At 70.2% G+C, this 16,695-nt stretch carries 18 protein-coding genes and 1 tRNA gene; 10 read left to right on the forward strand and 9 right to left on the reverse strand.

Annotated features, from left to right (window positions below; all coding sequences use genetic code 11):
• The first annotated feature begins 285 nt into the window (after nt 1-285).
• Together VSH64_RS34525 and VSH64_RS34530 are read left to right on the forward strand one after the other, a co-directional pair.
• Complete coding sequence (locus VSH64_RS34525; RefSeq protein ID WP_326566938.1) at nt 286-585, forward strand: hypothetical protein; 300 nt, start codon at nt 286-288, stop codon at nt 583-585.
• A complete protein-coding gene (locus VSH64_RS34530; protein ID WP_326566939.1) occupies nt 585-1,157 on the forward strand; it encodes a hypothetical protein in 573 nt (190 codons plus the stop codon). Before VSH64_RS34525 ends, VSH64_RS34530 begins: the two co-directional genes overlap by 1 nt.
• Here VSH64_RS34530 and VSH64_RS34535 read toward each other — a convergent pair whose 3' ends face one another.
• Nucleotides 1,158-1,967, reverse strand: a complete 810-nt coding sequence (locus VSH64_RS34535; protein ID WP_326566940.1) for an SAM-dependent methyltransferase — start codon at nt 1,965-1,967, stop codon at nt 1,158-1,160.
• Between the two features lie 114 nt (nt 1,968-2,081).
• Nucleotides 2,082-2,456, reverse strand: coding sequence for a hypothetical protein (locus VSH64_RS34540; RefSeq protein WP_326566941.1), 375 nt, complete (start codon nt 2,454-2,456; stop codon nt 2,082-2,084).
• Nucleotides 2,457-2,579: 123 nt separating this feature from the next.
• On the opposite strand from VSH64_RS34540, the gene VSH64_RS34545 reads away from it, so the two are divergent.
• Complete coding sequence (locus tag VSH64_RS34545; RefSeq protein WP_326566942.1) at nt 2,580-3,239, forward strand: DUF6308 family protein; 660 nt, start codon at nt 2,580-2,582, stop codon at nt 3,237-3,239.
• Nucleotides 3,240-3,439: 200 nt separating this feature from the next.
• On the opposite strand, the gene VSH64_RS34550 is transcribed toward VSH64_RS34545, so the two are convergent.
• From VSH64_RS34550 to VSH64_RS34560, 3 genes are all read right to left on the reverse strand, one after another.
• A tRNA-Ser gene (locus VSH64_RS34550) sits at nt 3,440-3,526 on the reverse strand.
• 23 nt (nt 3,527-3,549) lie between these two features.
• Nucleotides 3,550-3,987 carry a nucleoside deaminase gene (locus VSH64_RS34555; RefSeq protein WP_326566943.1) on the reverse strand — a complete coding sequence of 146 codons (438 nt, stop codon included), beginning with the start codon at nt 3,985-3,987 and terminating at the stop codon, nt 3,550-3,552.
• Nucleotides 3,988-4,010: 23 nt separating this feature from the next.
• A complete protein-coding gene (locus tag VSH64_RS34560) occupies nt 4,011-4,493 on the reverse strand; it encodes a tRNA adenosine deaminase-associated protein (RefSeq protein ID WP_326566944.1) in 483 nt (160 codons plus the stop codon).
• A gap of 76 nt (nt 4,494-4,569) precedes the next feature.
• Between VSH64_RS34560 and VSH64_RS34565 the strand changes: the two genes are divergently transcribed.
• Nucleotides 4,570-5,802 (forward strand): M20 metallopeptidase family protein, encoded by a 1,233-nt coding sequence (locus VSH64_RS34565; protein ID WP_326566945.1) that lies wholly within the window; start codon nt 4,570-4,572, stop codon nt 5,800-5,802.
• Nucleotides 5,803-6,827: 1,025 nt separating this feature from the next.
• Here the strand turns inward: VSH64_RS34565 and VSH64_RS34570 are convergent.
• Nucleotides 6,828-8,888 carry a phosphocholine-specific phospholipase C gene (locus VSH64_RS34570; RefSeq protein WP_326566946.1) on the reverse strand — a complete coding sequence of 687 codons (2,061 nt, stop codon included), beginning with the start codon at nt 8,886-8,888 and terminating at the stop codon, nt 6,828-6,830.
• A gap of 152 nt (nt 8,889-9,040) precedes the next feature.
• Here VSH64_RS34570 and VSH64_RS34575 point away from each other — a divergent pair, with 152 nt between their 5' ends.
• The 5 genes from VSH64_RS34575 to VSH64_RS34595 all read left to right on the forward strand — a co-directional run bounded on the left by VSH64_RS34575 (nt 9,041) and on the right by VSH64_RS34595 (nt 12,886).
• A complete protein-coding gene (locus VSH64_RS34575; RefSeq protein WP_326566947.1) occupies nt 9,041-9,511 on the forward strand; it encodes a heme-degrading domain-containing protein in 471 nt (156 codons plus the stop codon).
• A gap of 127 nt (nt 9,512-9,638) precedes the next feature.
• On the forward strand, nt 9,639-10,100 hold the full coding sequence (locus VSH64_RS34580) for a dihydrofolate reductase family protein (RefSeq protein ID WP_326566948.1): 462 nt from the start codon (nt 9,639-9,641) through the stop codon (nt 10,098-10,100).
• The gene (locus VSH64_RS34585) at nt 10,097-10,678 is read left to right on the forward strand and encodes a dihydrofolate reductase family protein (protein WP_326566949.1); all 582 of its coding nucleotides are present in this window, start codon (nt 10,097-10,099) and stop codon (nt 10,676-10,678) included. Before VSH64_RS34580 ends, VSH64_RS34585 begins: the two co-directional genes overlap by 4 nt.
• A gap of 79 nt (nt 10,679-10,757) precedes the next feature.
• The gene (locus VSH64_RS34590; protein WP_326566950.1) at nt 10,758-11,660 is read left to right on the forward strand and encodes a dihydrodipicolinate synthase family protein; all 903 of its coding nucleotides are present in this window, start codon (nt 10,758-10,760) and stop codon (nt 11,658-11,660) included.
• 176 nt (nt 11,661-11,836) lie between these two features.
• Nucleotides 11,837-12,886: a fatty acid desaturase family protein gene (locus VSH64_RS34595; protein WP_326566951.1), complete on the forward strand. Its 1,050-nt coding sequence runs from the start codon at nt 11,837-11,839 to the stop codon at nt 12,884-12,886.
• 51 nt (nt 12,887-12,937) lie between these two features.
• Here VSH64_RS34595 and VSH64_RS34600 read toward each other — a convergent pair whose 3' ends face one another.
• The gene (locus VSH64_RS34600; RefSeq protein ID WP_326566952.1) at nt 12,938-13,897 is read right to left on the reverse strand and encodes an RNA polymerase subunit sigma-70; all 960 of its coding nucleotides are present in this window, start codon (nt 13,895-13,897) and stop codon (nt 12,938-12,940) included.
• 208 nt (nt 13,898-14,105) lie between these two features.
• On the opposite strand from VSH64_RS34600, the gene lysA reads away from it, so the two are divergent.
• Complete coding sequence (lysA, locus tag VSH64_RS34605; RefSeq protein WP_326838101.1) at nt 14,106-15,443, forward strand: diaminopimelate decarboxylase; 1,338 nt, start codon at nt 14,106-14,108, stop codon at nt 15,441-15,443.
• Here the strand turns inward: lysA and VSH64_RS34610 are convergent.
• Both VSH64_RS34610 and VSH64_RS34615 read right to left on the reverse strand, forming a co-directional pair.
• Nucleotides 15,440-15,898 carry a dihydrofolate reductase gene (locus tag VSH64_RS34610; RefSeq protein ID WP_326566953.1) on the reverse strand — a complete coding sequence of 153 codons (459 nt, stop codon included), beginning with the start codon at nt 15,896-15,898 and terminating at the stop codon, nt 15,440-15,442. The genes lysA and VSH64_RS34610 overlap by 4 nt on opposite strands.
• On the reverse strand, nt 15,895-16,692 hold the full coding sequence (locus VSH64_RS34615; protein ID WP_326566954.1) for a thymidylate synthase: 798 nt from the start codon (nt 16,690-16,692) through the stop codon (nt 15,895-15,897). The genes VSH64_RS34610 and VSH64_RS34615 overlap by 4 nt, the downstream gene beginning before the upstream one ends.
• Nucleotides 16,693-16,695: the final 3 nt, after the last annotated feature.

The following is a 16,695-nucleotide window of genomic DNA, read 5'->3' on the forward strand; positions in this document are numbered from 1 at the left end:
GCTGTGCACCATCATTTGACACTCGAACACCACGCGGGGGTCCATGACGCTCCGAAGTCGAAACCCGTGCTTCTGGCCCCGCTCACCCGTTCGAGGGGCCGGAAGAATGAACAGTTCGAGGCGCATTCTTCGACGCTTCGCGACGGGACCTCGCACGACCGGCAAACTGTCCTTCGCCCGGCCGAGTGACCACACAGGACGTGATGAGGTTAGATCTCCCCCTACAGGGTGACGAGGTCGGGGCCTGGCCACCTTGGACAGGGTTGTTCCGGGAAGGGGAGTCCCATGGCGAGCTCGACGAGCGAACGCCTGCGCGCGGCGGCCGACGCGCTGGACAAGGCCGCGGCCGACGCCGACCAGGCGGCCGGCCGCTTCGCCGAGGCGCGCCTGGAGTCCACGCCGTTCGGCATCTCCGCGCCCGCCCGCGAGCTGGCCGCGCGATGGGAAGCCGCGCTGGCCGCGCGCGACGTCGACGCCCGCGTGCTCGGCGACGCGACGTCCGACCTCGCCGGCCGCCTGCGCATGACGGCGGGCGGCCACGCGGAGAAGATCCGCCCGAGCGTGGCGACGGCGCTGTTCACCTGATGCCCTTCCTCCACCCCGCCCTGGAAAAAGCCGCCGCGACCCTCGAGCCGCTGCGCAAGGCCGGCGCGCGCCTGGGCGCCCCGGACCCCGTGGCGGCGCTGCAGCAGATCGACTGCTCGCCCGCCGCCATCCGCGAGTCCGCCCGCACCCTTTCCACCGGGCGCGACGTGCTCGTCACCGCCCGCCTCGCCTTCGAGAGCGGCGCCCACCGCGCCGAACGCCGCTGGGGCGGCGAGCCCGCCGCCCTCTTCCGCACCCGCGCCGACGAGCTCGACGTGCACTACCGCCAGGCCGCCGAGGCCGCCGCCCGCACCGCCGCCGTCGGCCTCGACCTCGCCGACCTCCTCGACCGCCTCGCCGCCGAGACGGCCGCCCAGGTCACCTGCATCGCGAGCACCGCCGCTGCCCCCTCCGTGGCCGTCCTGGCGGGCGACCGCTCCACCGCCTCCGTCCAACCCGTCCTCGACGCCTGCGCCGCCGTGGTGCGCGCGGTCGCGACGGGCGTCTCGACGATCACGGAGACCATCTCGTTCCTGGAGCCGTTCGGCACGCCGGTTCTGCCGTTCGACTAGTCAGCGTTTCGTCGCCACGAGGAAGCCGCCGGTCGTCTCGTCCCGCACCTCGCGCCCGTACCCGGCGGCGAGATCTCTGACGGTGACCATCTCGGACTGCCAGCCACGCTCGGCGAGCCACTGCGGCGCCTCCGCGCCGAGACCACCCCGCCACAACTCCGTAACCGGCCCCCCGACCCGACGCGCGCGCTGCAGCAACCCGTCACGCTCCCCCTCGGGCCGATGCTCGAACGACACCCGACTCCCCGGCACCGACAACTCCGTGACGCGCGCGAGCAACCCTTCGGCCGCTTCGCGCCCGAGGTACACCAGCAGCCCTTCGGCCAGCCACGTCGTCGGCCGACTCGCGTCGAACCCGGCTTCGCGCAACTTGGTCACCCAGTCCTGCGTCAGGTCCGCCGGCACCTCGATCCGTTCACACTTCGGTTCGGCACCCAACTCGGCGAGCACTTCGTCCTTGAACCGCAACACATCCGGCAGATCGAGCTCGAACACCCGCGCCCCGTCCGGCCACTCCAGCCGAAACGCGCGCGCGTCCAGCCCCGCCGCCAGCAGCACCACCTGGCGGCTCCCGCGCACGTACTCGTCGAAGAACCGCGTGCGCACCGCCACCTGCTCCGCGAACACCTCACCGAGCCCACCCTCGAGCCGGTCACCGTCGCCCAACACCGCCCGCCCCGCCACGGAGAACGCCCCGGCGTACGAATCCTCGAAAAGCCGATCCGGCCGCTGCGACTCGAGCGCCCGCAACGCAGCGACCCCCACCGCCGTGCGACTGACGGGCGGAAGCTCTTCGGGCGACGTGATCATGGAGTGCAGTTTAGGTGGGCTGAGCCGTCACCAGATCACCTTCGCGGGCTTGCGACCGGCTCCTCGATCTGTTCGACACTCAGCGCTGCCCACCCGTCGCACGACCCCGCCGTGCTACCAGATGAGAACTCCACCACCGACCCCCAACGCCCTCCCGGCCGCGATCTGGATGTTCGCGAGCCGCGAGGAAATCGTGTCCAGGTACCACTCGCGGCTGTGGTCCCGATCCGGCTCAGGCACGAGCCTGTCCAAGTTCGCGCGCATGATCTTGGTCTCGACGACGAAATCCGGCACTTCGTCGGGCCGAGCCATCAGCTCGCCACCATCGAGCATCGGGAAGAACCGCACTCCCAAAGCCCGCGCGGCCGCCGAGCCCCACACCTCGGTGCGCCAGCTCTCGAACCCCGCGAGGTCCTCGCAGCACTCGGGTGTGTCCAGCAGCTGTGTCTCGCCGCCGTGCAGTGTGAACACCCGGACCGTCAAGCTCATGGCCGAAGCAGACCACGCCCGCGCGACCCGGGTCCACCGAATACCGCCGCCACAGCGGACCCCCGTAACGGCTGCCGCCAAGCCCGCGACTCCCCGGCGAACGTCGACAAGGGAGGCCACCCGGTGGCAGATTCCGGTACCACCACACCAGACCCGGACCGTTACCGATCTCAGCACGACCTCCTCGACGACCTCGTGCTCGGCCCCGGCCGATCCGCGTCGCTTTCGGCGCTGCAGCGGTACTTCGCCGACGGCCCACTGCGCGAGTCCTACACCGGCCGCCACTTCGAACGCTTCGAAGGCGGCGGCGACGCACTAGACGTGCGCGACCGAGTGACCAGCGCGGACGTGCTGGCGCTGAACTTCCTGAGCATCACCGACTTGGCCGGCGTTGCCGTGGACACCACGGTCACCCACGTGGCCAAGATCGCGGATCTGCTCCAGGACATCAAGACCGACACCGCCATGCACGAAGCCGAGTGGTCCACCTACGCCGAAAGTTCACCGGCGTACGAGCTGTGGGCTCTGTTCAAACGCTGCGGCGGCAAAAACCGCTGGGTCACCGCGAACAAACTCCTGGCCCGCAAACGCCCCCACCTGATCCCGGTCTACGACAGCCGCGTACAAGCCTTACTCGGCGCCCCGGAAAGGTTCTGGGCCTGCCTCTGGACCTGGTTCCACACCGACGACGAACGCCGCACCGACAGCCTCCGCGAACTTCGCTCCACCGTCGGCGAAATCGAGGACATCAGCCTGCTTCGCTGCCTGGACGTCGCCCTCTGAATGCGCGCCACCGGCAGACACCACACCTGACCACAAGATCACTCAGCCACACCCCAACCGCAGCGCGACCTACGAAGGCAAGTCACCGGGGGTTCCGGGGGCGCAGCCTCCCGGGCGGGGCCTGGGGATCGCACCCCCAGAAAACACAGCGAGCGAGGCCCCTCGACGCTTTCCGTCGAGACACCTCGCCCACTCGCGAGCGGTGGCGGTGGGATTTGAACCCACGGACGGGATTAACCGTCACACGATTTCGAGTCGTGCTCCTTCGGCCGCTCGGACACGCCACCGCCGAGAACAATACCGGAGCACCTCAGGTGGGGGTGCGCCGGGTGGCGAAGTACGATTCCAGCAGCTCAGCGCACTCTTCGGCCAGCACGCCGCCGTGAACTTCGGGCCGGTGGTTGAGCCGCCGGTCGCGCACGACGTCCCACAGGGAGGCCACCGCGCCGGTCTTCGGTTCCCACGCGCCGAACACCAGGCGGGCCACGCGGGCGAGCACGAGGGCGCCCGCGCACATCGTGCAGGGTTCGAGGGTGACGGCGAGGGTGCAGCCCTCCAGGCGCCAGCCGTCGCCGTGGACGCGGGCGGCGGCGCGCAGCGCGAGGATCTCCGCGTGGGCGGTGGGGTCGCCGAGTTCGACGCGGGCGTTGCGGGCCGCGGCGAGGGGGCGTCCGTCAGGGCCGAACACCACGGCGCCGATGGGCACATCGGCGCCTGGGCCGCGGGCGGCTTCGAGAGCTGCCTGCACGGCTTCGGTGTCGGCCGGGCGTCTCAGAGCTCGTCCAGCAGTTTCGAGAACTCGGCCGCGAAGCCGCAGCGCTGCGCGATCATCTGGAGTTGCTCGTCGGGGTAGAGATCCACCTCTCCGACGATAACTTCAAGCTCGCCGCCCGGCAGTCCGAGATCGGTGAGGATTTCGAGGTCGCCTTCGGGCCACACGGCGTCGTCGTCCTCGTCGGGCGGGTCGACGCGCAGCACGTCGAGCACGTCGGCGGCGATGTCGTAGTCGAGCGCCGCCGCGGCGTCCGAGAGCAGCAGCGACGGCCCGCGCGGGCTCGGCCGGACGATCACGAAGAACTCGTCGTCCACCGCCAGCAGCCCGAAAGCCGCGCCGGTCGAGCGGAGTTTCCCCAGCTCGGTGATCGCCGCGTCGAGCTCCGTGAGCGCCGCGGGATCGAGCGCACTGCACCGCCACCGACCGTCTTCTCGGACCACTGCCATCGCGAAGCCCGTGACCGGCTCTTGCACCGCCATGCGCACACCGTATTCCGCCGCCCGAGCGAGCGCACGCACGGTGCACCCGAAGCGCCGGTGGTGCCACTATCGAGCCATGACCGGACCCACCGACCTGCCGACTCTCCCGGACTCCCGCCTCGACGGCCTGCTCGACGCCGCGCGAGAGCTGCAGGACCGTACTGTCGCGCTGCGCCGCACCCTGCACCGCCGCCCGGAGCAGGGGCTTCAGCTGCCACAGACGCAGGCGGCGATCCGCGAAGCCCTCGCCGACCTGCCGCTTTCCGTGACCGAAGGCCGCGCGACGACCTCGCTCACCGCCGTGCTGCGCGGCGCGCGCCCGGGCCCGGCCGTGCTGCTGCGCGGCGACATGGACGCGCTGCCCCTGCACGAGGACACGGGCCTCGAGTTCTCGTCCGAAGTCGACGACTCGATGCACGCCTGCGGCCACGACACCCACGTCGCCATGCTCGCCTCCGCCGCCCGCCTGCTGGCCTCGCGCGTCGACTCCCTGGCGGGCTCCGTGGTCTTCATGTTCCAGCCCGGCGAAGAAGGCCACCACGGCGCGCGCTTCATGATCCACGAGGGCGTGCTCGACGCCGCCGGCCCGCGCGTCTCGCGCGCCTTCGGCCTCCACATCATGGCCAACGTCCCCACCGGCACCCTCCAGGTCCGCGGCGGCGCGATGATGGCGTCCGCCGACACCTTCCGCGTCGACGTCACCGGCCGCGGCGGCCACGGCTCCGCCCCCCAGGAAGCCATCGACCCCGTGCCGGCCGCCGCCGCGATGGTCGGCGCGCTGCAGACGATGGTCACCCGCCGCATCGGCGTCTTCGACCCGGCCGTCATCTCCGTCACCCGCATCGAAGCCGGCACGACCACCAACATCATCCCCGAGACGGCCGTGCTCGAAGGCACCATCCGTACCCTCTCGGAGTCCACGCGCGCCCTGATCCGCACCGAGCTCCCGCGCGTCTGCGAGTCCATCGGCGCCGCCCACGGCTGCCGCGTCCTGGCCGACATCGAACCGGGCTACCCGCCCACCATCAACGACCCCTCCGTGGCCACCGAAGTCCTCGACCTCGGCGCGACCATCCTCGGCCCCTCGACCGTCACCGAGCTACCCCACCCGATCATGGGCGCGGAGGACTTTTCGTATGTCCTGCAACGCGTCCCGGGCGCCTTCGCCTTCCTCGGCGCCTGCCCGCCCGGCGTGTCCCCCGCGGACGCGCCCGCGAACCACTCCAACCGCGTGATCTTCGACGAAGCCGCGATGCCGGCGGGGGTGGCGATGTATGCGGGGTTCGCGTTGAACGCTCTGCGGGGGTGAGCGAGCGGTCCGGTCGTGCTGGGTCGCTCGGTTTCGGGTGCGTTCGGCCTTTCGCTGCGCGAACGGTCCGGTCACGCTCGGGGGTGCGCGCGAACAGTCCGGTGACACCGCGCTGCCCGCACGAACGGACCGGTCGTGCACTTGCCATGGCACGGAGGGACCGGTCGCACCGTGCCGGTGGCACGACCGGACCAGTCGAGCGCGCACCATCGCGCGAACGGACCGCTCGCCCTCTCTGGTCACACGAGCGGCCCCCTCGCGCACGCGGGACCGCACGGACGGACCGTTCGCGCCGCACCGCTGACCCGAGCGGACCGGTCGCACACCCCGTTCCACGGCGCGAACGGACCGTTCACACCTCACCGGCCGCGCGAGCGGCCCACCCGCGCACTCGGCGACCGCACAGACGGACCGTTCGCGCGGCGCCACTGACCCGAGCGGGCAGGTCGCACACGCGCCGGGGCGCGAACGGACCGTTCACCCGGCATCGGTGACACGAACGGTCCGGTCATGTCTTCGCCATCGCGCGAAAGGACCGCTCCAACCATGGCGGCGGCACGAACGGACCGGTCGCGCATCCGCCATCGCTCGAACGGAACGTTCGCACCTGACTGGTCGCACAAGCGGCCCACTCGCCCACATTCCGCACGAACGGACCGCTCGCGCATCCGCCTTCGCGCCCACGGACCGATCGCACCTCACCGGTCGCACAAGCGGCCCACTCGCGCGCTCTGCACGAACGGACCGTTCGCGTCGCAGCGACCGCGCGAGCGGTCCACTCGCGCACGCTCCGCACGAACGGACCGTTCACACCGCAGCGACCGCGCGAGCGGTCCACTCGCGCCGAAACTCGCAGGCGAGTGGTCCAGTCGTGACGACGCGGCACGAAGGGACCGTTCGCCCCGCACCCCAAACCCCGGCCATCAGCGGGACGCTCATGCCGCAAGCACACCGCGAACGGGCCCGCTCACACCAACGACCGGTCCAGTCGCACGACTCAGGCCGCACGACCAGACCACCGCCGCTCACGCGGTCCGACTCGCCTCGCCGTTCTCCAGATGCCCGGCGAACCGCCGCCGCCACTCCGCGTGCCCCACGAGCGACAGCCGCACGTCGTACCAGCCCGACGTGTCGGCCAGGGCGTCCACGGTCAGCGTGTGCGACCCGTGCGCCCCCACCACGAACCCGGGCCGCCCCTTCACCGTCAACGTCGCCGGACGGCTCTGCGAATTAGTCACCGTCACCTTGAAAACAGGATGCGCCGCCGGCCCGGAAATCGTCGCCGAAACAGCCACCCCCGAATTCGACGAATCGCCGGCCGCCTCCACGACAAACCCATTCGGCCCGTGCACCGCAATGTCATAAGAATCGGCAAAAGCAATCTTGCCCGAAGCCGAACCACCCCCGGCAATGTCGAACCGCTGCGAAACCCCACCGGAGTGATAAGCGTACGAAGCCAGCTGCAACCCCGCCGTCCCCTGATTGCTCGCGTGCAAAGCCAGCGCACCGGAACCCACCGAAACATAGGCCACCGGCTGATAAGGCAACGCCCGCGCCGGAACCGTCCCGCGCTCCTGTTCCGGCATCACCTGCTGACCCGTGAGCGGCGGCGCCGGCTTCGGCAGCTTCGACTGCGTGCGGTCCGCGGCGGCCCGCAGCGCCGTCGCGTCCGGCAGCACCGGAATCGAAACGCTCTTCCGCGAGAAGTCGAAACAGCTCGTGAGATCACCGCAGATCATCCGCCGCCACGCCGAGATGTTGGGCTCGCGCACCCCCGTCCACGTCTCCAGGAACCGCAGCACCGACGTGTGGTCGAACACCTGCGAATTCACGAACCCACCGCGGCTCCACGGCGAAATCACCGTCATCGGCACGCGCGGCCCGAGCCCGATCGGCGCCAGCGCACCCGTCCCGACCCCACCGGGGCCCGTGGGCTGGTTCACCGGCAGCAGCTCACCGGGCGTGCCGGCCGGGGCGCAGGGCGGCACCACGTGGTCGAAGAACCCGTCGTTCTCGTCGTAGTTGATCAGGACCACAGTGGACTCCCACAGCTTCGGGTTGTCCCACAACGCTTTCAGCACCCGCTGCGTATAAGCCGCGCCGTCGACCGGGCGCGCGGCCGGGTGTTCGCAGTACGCGTACGGCGCCACGACCCACGAAACCGCCGGCAACGTGCCCGCCTTGCAGTCCGAAACGAACTGCTGCAGAACGTGGTCGACATCCTTGCCCTGCCCCGAATCCGCCTTCCACTGCGCACGCAGGCTCGCTCGCTCGGCCAGCTGGCGCTTCTTCGGGTCCGAAGACGCCAGCGCGTCGTGGTACTGCTGGAACAGCCACAGTGGATTGTCGCCGTAGTCGCCGACGTAGCCGTCCGCGCCGTCGCCGACCTCGTCGTTGGCGTAGACCTGCCAGGAGATCCCCGCGGCCTGCAGCCGTTCGGGGTAGGTCGTCCAGCGGTACACCGGCTTGTAGTCGTCGGGGTTCCAGGTGGCCGGACCGCCGAGTTCGCCGGCCGGGTCGATCGTGCCCGTCCAGTGGTAGAGGCGGTTGGGCGTGGTCTGGCTCTGGATCGAGCAGAAGTAGTTGTCGCACAAGGTGAACGCACTGGCCAGCGCGCGGTGGAACGGCAGGTCGTCGCGCGTGAAGTAGCTCATGGTCATCTCGGTCTTGGCCGGCACCCACGCGTTGTACGCGCCATCGGCCCAGGCCTGGTGCGTCGTCGCCCAGTCGTGGGCGAGATCGCCGAGGTCCTGGCCGTCGACGAGCGCCGTGTCGACGTGGAACGGCAGCAGGTGCCCGCCGTCCGTGCGCTTCGCGTCGGCCTGGCGGAACACGTCACGCGTCGCCGCGGTGTCGCCGAAGCCGCGCACGCCGGCCGCCGTGCCGTAGTAGTGGTCGAACGACCGGTTCTCCTGCATGAGCACCACCACGTGCTCGACGTCGTCGAGGCTGCCGCGCCGCCGGGGCCTCGCGGCCGCCTCGGCGAACGCACTACCGAGGCCCCCTACCGTCGCGCCTGCCACCCCGGCCGCCGCCGCACCGCCGAGCACCGAGCGACGGCTCAGCCGCCCTTCCGCCTGCCCCATCCGTACCTCCTCGTCCGGAACGTGCGTGACAGAGATCCACATCACGCGCGGCATGCAGCTTTCTCCGGGTCGCGGCGCACGACAAGCGGCCGAATGTGAACCGCCGCTGAACTCGGTGGCAATAAAACAACAGTGTTGATTTAATAACGGACATGACGACCGAAACCGAGCTCCTCCAGGAGCTCATCGCCCAGGAGAGCCGGCTGGTGTTCCCCCGGTTCGACAACGAGACCGCCCTCGCGCTCGGCCAGCACCTGCTCGCCGCGGCACGCGAGCGCGGCCTGCCCGTCACCATCTCCGTGCGCAGAAACGGACAGCGGCTGTTCCACGCGGCACTTCCGGGCACCTCGGCCGACAACGACGCGTGGATCGACCGCAAGAGCCGGGTCGTCGACCGCTACGGGCACAGCTCGTTCCTCGTTGGAACGCAGTTCCGTGCGAAGGGCAGCAGCTTCGAGGCCGACTCGCGCCTCGACCCCGATCTCTACGCGGCCCACGGCGGCGTGTTCCCGGTGCTGGTCAAGGACGTCGGCCCCGTCGGCACAGTCGGTGTTTCGGGATTACCCCAGGCCGACGACCACGCGTTCGTAGTCGAACAGCTGGCGGTGTTCCTCTCACACTGAGCTCAGCCCGCGGTGACCGCCTGAAAATCCCCGCACAAAACCTGCGAACCCCCGCACAAGAAGTTGTCGATTTCGCCCATCCCTCGTTCGACGGTTCACCAACGACCCCGAACGAGGGAGGCGAGCGATGGGCAAGCTCACCGTCACGGCGTTCCTGACCCTGGACGGCGTGGTGCGCGGACCGGGTCACCTCGACGAACAAGTGAGCGCCGCCCTGGCCCGCTGGCAGCGCCGCGCCTCGGCGTTCCTGCAGGTCAGGCACGTCGCCGACTACTGGCCGAGCACTGCCGACTTGCCGCGGCACGTGATCACGGGCGACCTCGCCGCCGAGATCCGCCGCCTGAAAGCCCGCTACGACGGCGAGCTGCAGCTGCACGCCAGCGGCAGCCTCGTGGCCGAGCTCGACGATCTCGTGGACGAGTACCGCCTGCTCGTGTTCCCCGTCGTGCTCGGCGAAGGCCACCTGCTCTTCCCCGCCGGCGCCCACCCGCTGGCCCTGCACCCGCTTTCCACGAGCGCCACCAGCACCGGCGTGGTGATCCACGAATACGCGGCCGCCGGCGTGCCGACGTTCGGGGCGATGGCATGACCATGCTCACCGCCACCACGTACCTCTCCCTCGACGGCGTCGCCCAGGGCCCGGGCACCCCCGCCGAGGACCCACGCGACGGCTTCGACCTCGGCGGCTGGCTCACCCCGTACTACGACGCCGTGATGGCGGAATACGCCGCCGACTGGTTCTCCCGCGCCGACGGGTTCCTGCTCGGCCGCCGCACCTACGAGATCTTCGCCGGCTACTGGCCGACCGTCGGCGGCTCCGACCCGATCGGTGGGCCGCTCAACTCGCTGCCGAAGTACGTCGCTTCCCGCACACTCACGCGTTCGTCGTGGCAGCGCACCGCGTTCCTGCGCGACGACGTGGTGCGGGCCGTGGCCGAGCTCAAGGCCGAGCCCGGCCGCGAGTTGCAGGTGCACGGCAGCCTCGATCTCCTGCGCACGCTCATGGCCGCCGACCTGGTCGACGAGTACCGCCTGTGGGTGTTCCCGGTGGTGTTGGGAAAGGGACGCCGATTGTTCGAAACAGGAACATCGCCGCACACGCTGCGGCTGGCCGAACACCGCACCACCGACAAGGGAGTGTCGGTGCAGGTCTACCGGGCCGCCTGACCCGAAGATCAGGACGCTTGACCCACCACCTCGTGCTACCCTCCGTGCCGTCACATCATATATCAGATCGGAAACACCAGTGACGTTCGAAGCGCAGAGGCGGCGGCTGGCCGGCGTCGTCGCGATCCCCGTGACGCCGTTCAACGGGAGCGGCGGGGTCGAGGCGGACACGTACGGACGGCTCGTCGAGCGACTGGTGACCAACGGCGTCGAGGTGGTCACCCCCAACGGCAACACCGGCGAGTTCTACACGCTCGACGAGCACGAAACCCGCCTGTGCCTCGAAGTCACCGTGAAGGCAGCGCGAGAGGCGAGCGTGCTGGCCGGCGTCGGCCACGACGTGCGAACGGCGGTGAAGTCCGCGCGCCACGCCCGCGACACCGGCGCCGATCTGGTGATGATCCACCAGCCGGTGCACCCGTACGTCTCGCGCGACGGCTGGGTCGAGTACCACCGCGCGATCGCGGCGGCCGTGCCCGAGGTCGGCGTGGTGCTGTACGTGCGCAACCCCGACATCGGCGGCGAAGAGCTCGCACGCCTCGCCGACGCCGCGCCGAATGTGATCGGTGTGAAGTACGCGGTCCCGGATCCTGTTCGATTCGCAACAGTCGCGCGCGACGCCGGCCTCGACCGGTTCGTGTGGATCGCCGGCCTGGCCGAACTATCGGCGCCGGGTTACTTCGCCGTGGGTGCGCAGGGATTCACGTCGGGGCTGGTGAACGTGGCGCCGCGCATCTCGCTGGACCTGTTCGCCCGGCTGCGCGACCGCGATTTCGCCGGTGCGATGGAGCTCTGGCAACTGATCCGGCCGTTCGAACAGATGCGCGCGGCCGAACACAGCGCCAACAACGTGAGCGTGGTCAAGGACGCGCTGTCGCAGCTCGGCCTCTGCCGGCCCGACGTGCGCCCGCCGAGCCGGCTGCTGACCGCCGCCGAACGGGAACAGTTGTTCGGCCTGCTGACTTCGTGGGGACTTTCATAACGGTGCTCTAACCTTGTGGGCAATTGCCTTCAGGGGCCGGGGATGAGAGGCTGGGGCCAGGCTGCGGTGCCACCGCGACCAGGCCCCAGTGCCCTTCTCCCGGACCGGACCCGGACCCGATTTGGCCGGAAACCGTTGCTGGACAAGCGATTCGCCTGACCCAGAGCGGTGCCGGCATGACGACGTCCTCAACTTTCGACGCCCCCGACCTGTCCCCCGGAAGCGATTTCGCCGAACTTTCGAGGCTGATCAAGGCGGCCGGGCTGCTGAAGCGCCGCCGTACGGCCTACGCGATTCGCATGGGCCTCAACCTGGCCGCGTTCGCCGGTGGCTGGGTGGCGTTCGCGTTCCTCGGCGACTCCTGGTGGCAGCTGTTCCTGGCCGCGTTCTTCGCGATGATGTTCGCGCAGCTGGCCTTCATCGGCCACGACGCCGGGCACAAGCAGATCTTCTCCGGCCGCAAGGCCAACGACGCCACCGGACTCGTCCACGGTGGACTCACCGGGCTCAGCTACGGCTGGTGGATCGCCACGCACGCGCGCCACCACGCGAACCCGAACCACGAGGACGAAGACCCCGACGTCGACATCGCCGCGCTCGCGTTCACGCGTGCGCAGAGCCACGGCAAGCGCGGTTTCCTGCGCTGGGTGGCGAAGTACCAGGCGTTCCTGTTCTTCCCGTTACTCCTGCTCGAAGGCCTCAACCTGCACGTGTCGAGCGTCCGGGCCGTGTGGCGCGGTGACCTGCGCCGGCACAAGCTCGAGTCGGCGTTGCTGATCGGACATCTGGTCGCGTATCTGGCCGCGGTGTTTGTCGTATTGTCACCACTCACGGGTCTGGTGTTCATTCTCGTACACCAGTTCCTGTGGGGCTTGTACATGGGATGTTCGTTCGCTCCCAACCACAAGGGCATGGAGATGCTCGCCACGGGACACAAGCTCGACTTCCTGCGCAAGCAGGTCCTCACGTCGCGCAACATCCGTGGTGGTGCCGTGGTCGATTTCGCACTCGGCGGCCTCAACTACCAGATCGAACACCACCTCTTCCCCAGCATGGCGCGCGGAAACCTGCGGCACGCGCAGGTGATCGTCCGCGATTTCTGTGCCCGCCAAGGGATTTCCTACGCCCAGTGCGGCTGGGCGCGGTCCTACGGCTACGTCCTCGAACACCTGCACTCCGTCAGCGCGCCCCTGCGCGAGCGCACGCCCGAGCCGGTCGGATCCTGACCGTGGCGGTTCGATCCTGACCACAGGGTGGGGGAACTCGAACACCCGCGATCACTCCGGTGGCAACACCTGCGGGAATTCGAACAACCGCAACATCGTCGGTGCGAATGTTGTCACTTCGGCCACCGTTCCCTGATCAATCCGCAACACGTTGAGCGCGAACGCGCGGAATTCACCATCGCGCCGGACGTACGTCGCCAGCGCGGGCAGGCCGTTCGCGCGGGTCGCCAGCACGCGGAACGCGACGGCGTCCGGCCCGCGCAGCGCCGGCGCCCAGCCCTCGAGCACGTCCGTGCGGCCCGCGTACCAAGCCGGCTCCGCGCCGACGTGTCCACCGGCGCCCGGTGCGTGACTGCAGCGGACGTCTTCGCGCAACAACTCGGCGAAGGCGGCTTCGTCGTGCTCAACCAGCGCCGCCATGTACCGCGCGACCACCGCCCGTTCCTCATCGCTGCCCGAAGCCGACCACTCCGTCCGCCGCGCCGGCAGGTGCTCCTTGAGCTCCGCCCGCCCGCGCAGCACCGTCGTGTTGATCGACGCCGGCGTCGTCCCGAGCGCGGCCGCCGTCTCGCGCGCCGACCAGCCCAGCACGTCCCGCAGCACCACCGCCGCGCGCCGGCGAGGCGACAGGTGCTGGATCGCCGCGAGGAACGCCAACTCCACCGTCTCGCGCGCCACCACCTCGCCGAGCACGTCGTCGGGCACCGGCTGCAGCCACGGCACCGCCACGTCGGGCCGCGGCGCCAAGTCCGAACCCGGCGTCGAAGGCAGGTCGAGCACCGGCAGCTCGCGGGGGTGCGCGTCGAGGTGATCCAGGCACGCGTTGGTCGCGATGCGGTAGAGCCAGGCGCGCAGGCTCGCGCGGCCGTCGTAGGTGCCGCGACCGCGCCACGCCCGCAGCAGCGTCTCCTGCACGAGGTCCTCGGCCTCGTCGAAGGAGCCCAGCAGCCGGTAGCAGTGCACCCGCAGCTCGTGGCGGTGCGTCTCGGTCTCGGTCGCGAAGTCCGTCATCTCTTCAACCATGTCCCATGAGACGGGACGCGGCGCGAAAACTCGACTCTTCGCAGGTCAAACGGAATGTGGCCGAAGTTACTCGCGCGTTAAGAACGTGTCAGCGCGACCGCGTGGAGCGTCAGGGTGGTGTTCACGGTTGGGGCAATTCGAACACGACCGCAGTGTGCTGACGGTGTCCGATTTCGAACATCGTCCGGAGGTCACCGTGACGCTCAGCGAGCTCCTCCCCAGCCTCGGTTGCGAGGCCGCCGACCATCTCGAGCCGGGGCTCTGGCCGCGCAGCACCCACCTCGGCGAAGGCGGTGAGCTGATCTTCGCGGGTGCTCCGGTGAGCCACCTGGCCAACCGGTTCGGGACCCCGGCGTACCTCATCGACGAGGAGCAGGTGCGCGATACCGCGCGGGCCTACCGCAAGGCGCTGCCCGACGCCGAAATCGCCTTCGCGAGCAAGGCGCTGTGCACGCGCGCCGTGCTGCGGTGGGTGGCCGAGGAAGGCCTGTCGCTGGACACCTGCTCGGCGGGTGAGCTCGCCGTCGCGCGGGCCGTCGGTTTCCCCGCCGAGCGGATCCTGTTGCACGGCAACGCGAAGACCCCTGAAGACCTCAAGGCCGCGCTGGAGTACGGCGTGCGCCGCATCGTGCTCGACTCGCTCGACGAGATCGAGCAGCTCGGCGCGCTGGCCCACGGCGCCCAGCAGGTGCTGATCCGCGTGACCCCGGGCGTCTCCGGCGACACGCACGCGGCGATCACCACCGGCACCGAAGGACAGAAGTTCGGTTTCTCACTGCGGCCGGATGTCCGGGACAACGTGGACCGCGCCGTCGCCGCCGTGCTCGCGCAGCCGGGCCTGCGGCTGGTCGGGCTGCACTGCCACATCGGCTCGCAGGTCCTGCGCGTCGACCGCTACGAGGAAGCCGCGCGGCGCATGGTGGCGGTGCTGCTGCGCGTGCGCGAGCAGTACGGCGTGACCTTGCGCGAGCTGGACCTCGGCGGCGGCCACGCCGTGCCGTACCTCGACCGCGAGGCGAGCTTCGACCTCGACGGCTACGCGCGCCGGCTGCGGGTGGCGCTGGCGTACGAATGCTCGTCGCACGACTTTCCCTTGCCCCGCTTGACGATCGAGCCGGGCCGCGCGATCGTCGGCCCGGCCGGGATCACCGTCTACCGCGTCTGCGCGGTGAAGCGCGGCAGCCGCACGTTCGTGGCGGTCGACGGCGGCATGAGCGACAACGCGCGCCCAGCGCTGTACGGCGCCCGCTACACCGCGCGGCTCGTCGGCCGGCACACGAAGGCCGCGCGCACGCCGATGACCGTGGTCGGCCGCCACTGCGAATCGGGTGACGTGCTGGCCGACGACGTCTGCCTGCCCGACGACGTGCACGCCGGCGACCTGCTCGCCGTGCCGTGCACCGGCGCGTACCACCACTCGCTGGCGTCGAACTACAACCTCGTGGGCCGTCCGCCGCTCGTCGGCGTCCGCGACGGCTTCGCGCAGCTGCTGGTGCCGCGCGAAACCGAGGAGGACCTGCTGCGGCGCTGCTAACCCCAGGTCAGGATGCGGTAGTGCAGGCCCGTCGACGACTCCAGCCACTCCCCGGTGGAGTCCGGCGGGCGCCCCACCTCGGGCGCGTACGTGTCGCCCTCGAAGTGCTCCTGGATCTCCGTGACCACGATCCGGTCCGCGAACGGCAGCGCCGCCCGGTACACGGCCTCGCCGCCCATCACCCACACGTCGCCGCTCACCGCCGCGAACGCCTGCGCCAGGTCCGGGAACGTCTCCACCCCGTCCTGCGGCTTGCTCGACAGCACGAGGTTGCGCCGCCCCGGCAACGGCCGGAACCGCGGCGGCAGCGACTCCCACGTGCGCCGGCCCATGAGCACGGTGGCGCCGGCGGTCAGCTCGCGAAAGTGCTTCATGTCCTCGGGCAGGCGCCACGGCAGCTCACCGTCGCGGCCGATGACCCCGTTGGACGACTGAGCCCACTCGACCCCGATCACACCGCCACCGGCGCCTTGATGCCCGGGTGCGGGTCGTAGCCCTCGACCGTGATGTCCTCGTAGGCATAGTCGAACAGGCTGTCGGCCGGCTTCAGGCTCAGCGTCGGGAACTCGCGAGCCTCGCGCGAAAGCTGCGTACGGACCTGGTCCACGTGGTTGTCGTAGATGTGGCAGTCGCCCCCGGTCCACACGAAGTCGCCGACGCGCAGGCCCACCTGCTCGGCGATCATGTGCGTGAGCAGGGCGTAGCTGGCGATGTTGAACGGCACGCCGAGGAACAGGTCGGCGCTGCGCTGGTAGAGCTGGCACGACAGCTCGCCGTCGGCGACGTAGAACTGGAAGAACGCGTGGCACGGCGGCAGCGCCATCCGCGGGATGTCGGCGACGTTCCACGCCGACACGATCATGCGCCGCGAGTCGGGGTTCTCCCGCAGCGTGGTCAGCAGGTCCGCGAGCTGGTCGACGTGGCCGCCGTCCGGGGTCGGCCACGAGCGCCACTGGACGCCGTAGACCGGGCCGAGGTCGCCCTCCGGCGAGGCCCACTCGTCCCAGATCGTGACGCCGTTGTCCTGCAGCCAGCGCACGTTGGAGTCGCCGCGCAGGAACCACAGCAGCTCGTACGCGATCGAGCGGAAGTGCACCTTCTTCGTGGTGACCAGCGGGAAGCCGTCGGCCAGCCGGTAGCGCAGCTGGTGCCCGAAGATCGACCGCGTGCCGGTGCCGGTGCGGTCCTGCTTGCGGGCGCCCGTGTCGAGCACGTGGCGGAGCAGGTCTTCGTACTGTGTGTCCGGCATGCC

The sequence above is a fragment of the Amycolatopsis rhabdoformis genome, assembly GCF_035918295.1.
In the GTDB taxonomy this organism is placed as follows: Bacteria; Actinomycetota; Actinomycetes; order Mycobacteriales; family Pseudonocardiaceae; genus Amycolatopsis; species Amycolatopsis rhabdoformis.